The 4,067-nt window shown below is 62.2% G+C and carries 4 protein-coding genes and 1 pseudogene; 4 read left to right on the top strand and 1 reads right to left on the bottom strand.

Annotated features, from left to right (window positions below; all coding sequences use genetic code 11):
• Positions 1-1,373 (top strand): heavy metal translocating P-type ATPase (locus WA989_RS08005; protein WP_424339978.1); only part of this gene is annotated, 1,373 nt, incomplete at its 5' end.
• A gap of 9 nt (positions 1,374-1,382) precedes the next feature.
• Positions 1,383-1,535 carry a cbb3-type cytochrome oxidase assembly protein CcoS gene (gene ccoS / locus WA989_RS08000; RefSeq protein WP_424339977.1) on the top strand — a complete coding sequence of 51 codons (153 nt, stop codon included), beginning with the start codon at positions 1,383-1,385 and terminating at the stop codon, positions 1,533-1,535.
• A gap of 77 nt (positions 1,536-1,612) precedes the next feature.
• On the opposite strand, the pseudogene WA989_RS07995 reads toward ccoS, so the two are convergent.
• Positions 1,613-2,737 (bottom strand): annotated as a pseudogene (locus WA989_RS07995) (acyl-CoA dehydrogenase family protein); the annotation flags it as partial.
• A gap of 310 nt (positions 2,738-3,047) precedes the next feature.
• Here WA989_RS07995 and WA989_RS07990 point away from each other — a divergent pair.
• Both WA989_RS07990 and WA989_RS07985 read left to right on the top strand, forming a co-directional pair.
• Positions 3,048-3,500, top strand: coding sequence for a GAF domain-containing protein (locus tag WA989_RS07990; RefSeq protein ID WP_424339976.1), 453 nt, complete (start codon positions 3,048-3,050; stop codon positions 3,498-3,500).
• On the top strand, positions 3,497-4,067 hold a 571-nt coding region (locus WA989_RS07985), incomplete at its 3' end, for a PAS domain-containing protein (RefSeq protein WP_424339975.1). The genes WA989_RS07990 and WA989_RS07985, both read left to right, overlap by 4 nt.

The raw sequence follows: 4,067 nt of genomic DNA, 5'->3' as shown, positions 1-4,067 counted from the left end.
ACATCATACTCGTCGCCCCCGGAGAGCGCGTGCTGGTCGATCTCGATATCATTGACGGTGTCAGCGAGGCCGATGAGAGCATGGTGACCGGCGAAAGCCTGCCGCAGGCCGTTGCGCCCGGCGTGCGCCTCTATGCTGGCGCCGTAAATCTGGCCCAGCCCCTGCGCGGGCGCGCGTTGGGCAGCGCGGAAAGCTCGCTCCTCTCCGACATCGCCCGCATGCTGGACGCCGGTGAACAGCGCCGCTCAGCCTACCGCCGGATCGCGGACAAGGCGGTCTCGCTTTACGTCCCGCTCGTCCATACGACGGCGGCGCTTACCTTCATTGGCTGGATGATTGCCGGGGCAGGGGTGCGCGAAGCCCTTATGGTCGCTGTCTCGACGCTGATCATCACCTGCCCGTGCGCCCTGGCGCTGGCCGCACCCGTGGTCCAGGTCGTGACCTCGGAGCGGCTGTTCCGGCGCGGCGTCTTCCTCAAATCGGGCGACGCGCTGGAGCGGATTGCCGAATGCGATCACCTGGTCTTCGACAAGACCGGGACGCTGACACTGGGCGTGCCTCAGCTTGTCAGGGCGGACGGCGACGAGGATATGGTTGCGCGCGCTGCCCGACTGGCAAGAGCGTCGCGCCACCCCCTCTCGCGCGCCATCGTGGCGGCTGCAGGGCCGGGCCATGTCGCCAGCGCCGTGAAGGAACATCCGGGGCTCGGCCTGGAGGCTGAGATTGACGGTGTGCCGTGCCGCCTCGGCTCGGCCGAATGGGTGGGCGCCAATACGCAGATTGCGACGAGCAGGCTTCATCTCTGGTATTCCGAAGGGGATGGCGACGCGCAGAAATTCGAGTTCGAGGATGCGCTCCGCCCGGGTGCAGGCAAACTCGCCGCGGCGCTCCAGAAGCGCGGCGCGAGCCTGGAAATTCTCTCTGGCGACAGTGAAGGCGCGGTCGCCGATATCGCCTGGAGGCTCGGCATCGGCGACTGGCGCTCAGGTGCGAGCCCGTCCGACAAGGTTGCGCGGCTGGAGGCGCTTCGCGCCGAGGGTCATAAAGTGCTGATGATCGGCGACGGCCTCAACGATGCGGCCTCGCTGTCTCTTGCACATGCATCGCTGGCGCCCGGCGGCGCGATGGATCTCAGTCAGTCGGCCAGCGATGCGGTCTATACCGGCGAAGGCCTTGAAGCGATCGAGGGCATTCTCGATTCCGCGCGAGGCGCAAAGCACAGAATGCTGCAGAACTTCGCGCTGGCGGCGAGCTACAATGCGATCGCTGTGCCGATTGCCGTTGCCGGTTTCGCCACCCCGCTGGTCGCCGCCATTGCGATGTCGGCCTCGTCTCTCATCGTGACCTTGAATGCCCTGCGGCCTGGCCGGTAGACTACCGCCATGGAAATGCTGGCCTTCCTCATACCTGTTGCCCTCCTGCTCGGTCTGGCAGGGCTGGCCGCCTTTATCTGGGCGGTCAGAAGCGGCCAGTTCGATGATCCGCAGGGAGACGCTGCGCGCATCCTGGTCGACGATGAGGACAAGCCTCTTTAAGACCGCGACGAGGCAGGTTTGCAAACAAGGCGACACGCGCCGCAGAAGTCTCGTCAGGGACAGCCGATCGCGCGGGCAAGGCCATTGCGATGGATCTCGCTCGTGCCGGAGTAGATGGTCGCAGCTCTGGTCGAAAGATACTGCGCTAGGGCGACGGGGGTGTGGGGGCGCGCGTCGATACCGAGTTCAGTGATTTTCTGGCGGAGCTCTGTAGCGCGCAGTTTCATCAGTGAAGACCGGCCGCCTGATGACAGGTGACAGTCGCCCGCGGCCAGACGCGCCTCCAGCGCCTCGAATGTATCGATCTCGCTTTCATATCGGGCAAGCCGCATCAGCAGTTCTGGCGGCGCGCGGTCCAAGGCATCGATGTGGCGTTTCGCGGCGCGCCAGGAGGCGCGAAGCGTGCCGGTAGTCGTATTATTGGACCGGGCGATTTCCATCAGCTTGCGCGCCGCTGCCCAACCCTGATCCACCTCGCCGATCCGGTCGGCCGCAGGTGTGCGTACATGGTCGAAGAAGATTTCGCTCAACTCCTCGGTGCCATCGATACAGTGGATTGGCCTGATCTCGATGCCGGGAAGCGAGAGGTCGACGAGCAGGAAGGTGATGCCGTCGCGGCCCGAAGAGGCCTTATCGCTTCTTGCGAGGAGGAACATGTGCGTCGCAGTGTCGGCAAAGCTCGTCCAGAGCTTTGTGCCGTTCAGCACAAACTCGTCTCCGTCGAGTTCAGCTTTGAGCGCCAGCGCCGTCAGATCAGAGCCGGCCTGAGGCTCGGAAAAGCCCTGACACCATTCATGCTCGCCGGTGAGGATGCGGGGCAGGTAGTAAGCCTTCTGCGCATCGGACCCCATCGCCATGATGAGCGGCCCGATGGTGCGTACACCGGACGACATGAGAACGGGCGCGTCATTGTCGGCGCAGGCCGTCTCGAAATAGAGCCGTTGCTCTGTGCTCCAGCCAGGACCGCCATGCTCGGCCGGCCAGGCCGGCGCGAGCCAGCCTTTTTCGTAGAGGATTTTTCGCCAGGTCTTGCATGCCGCCGGATCAGACTTGAGCCCGGTCGTCGAGCGCCCCGCCTCGCGCAGGTCCTCGGTCAATTCTTCGGTGAGAAAATCCTGGACGCTACGCCTGAAGGTGCCCGTCAGGCCGGCGGTCTCGTCTGGAGCACTGAACTTGTCTTGCGGGGGCAGACATCCATCCATGCCGCGTCCTTTTTTGCTCATGGACGCAGATTAGAAATCCCCCGCCCGTCGCTCGCAATGCGGGAAAGTACGGATGTACACGGCCATCTTCTTGACCAGCAAGCCTGTGCCGTCTGGCGAGGCAGGGCCTTTCAGGCAGAGCGCGGCTCGGCAAATTTCGGGACAATCTGCAACCGGGAATTTACGAGTTTCTATTATCTGGAGAACAAAGGGGTGGTAGATAACAGGACGGGGCAGACTAGACATGCCTAGAATTCGGCAAGCCCAAAGAGAAGCAGCGCGCATTCGTTGCGTCCTCCGGATGCAACTCATGGATACGCCGCCGGAAGAGCGGTTCGACTCGATTACCCAGGCCGCCTCACGCCAATTCCGGGTACCGATCGCGCTGGTCACGATCATTGACGAGACGCGGGTCTGGATCAAATCGCGCACGGGCCTTGATATCTGCGAAGCTGATCGGGATGTCGCCTTCTGTTCAACGCTGGTCAACAAGTCCGACAGCCTCGTTGTCGAGGATCTGCGTGCCGATGCACACTTCAAGAACAATCCGCTCGTCACCGACAAGCCCTTTATCCGCTTTTACGCCGGTGTGATCCTTCGCGTTGAGGGGCATGATGTCGGAACGCTTTGTCTTATGGACTTCGAGCCGCGAAGCTTTAGCGACGCGGAGCTGGCCATGCTGCAGAAGATGAGCCGAATGGTGACACGCCAGCTTGAGCTGAATGTCAGCCAGTTCAATCGCAACAGCGTCAGCGCGTCATGAAGCAGCCGGTCGGCGATATAGCCTGGATGCTCGATGCGCTGCCCTATGCGATCTTTGCAAAAGACAGCCAGCACCGCTGGGTCTACGGCAACAAGGCTTTCAGCCAGCTTCTGGGGCGCGAAGAATTCGTCGGTTACGATGATAGGGCCGTCTTCGATCAGGCCCAGGTGGAGGAATTCTGGCGTGAGGACGACAAGGTTTTCGCGGGCGAAGAAAGCCTGAATGAAGAACAGATCGGGGAAAATACATTCGCGCTGACCAAGAAAGTCCCGCTCTACTTCCCCGACGGCACGACCGGGCTGCTCGGCATCATCATCGATTCAATCCAGGTCGGGGCGTCCGGACAGGCAGATTGCGGCCTGATGCCCAGCCTGCTCGAATATGCGGACCGCAGGTCGACAGAGCTGCAACACCGCCTCAGCGACGCGCTGAAGGCGAAGGAAGTTGCCCTCAAGATTGCCGAGACCGATGCAGCAACCGGGCTTCGCAACAGGTTTGGCTATGAAGTCGATATTGCTCAGCACATTGAGCAATATGCCTCTGATGCCAAGCCGTTCAGCGTTGCCT

The sequence above is a fragment of the Henriciella sp. genome, assembly GCF_049649345.1.
Lineage (GTDB): Bacteria > Pseudomonadota > Alphaproteobacteria > Caulobacterales > Hyphomonadaceae > Henriciella.
This window is presented reverse-complemented; position numbering and strand designations above follow the sequence as displayed.

Bases quoted from the DNA above. Each gene is read 5' to 3' on its own strand.
- ccoS (WP_424339977.1), top strand. From the start codon at position 1,383: ATGGAAATGCTGGCCTTCCTCATACCTGTTGCCCTCCTGCTCGGTCTG.
- WA989_RS07990 (WP_424339976.1), top strand. From the start codon at position 3,048: ATGGATACGCCGCCGGAAGAGCGGTTCGACTCGATTACCCAGGCCGCC.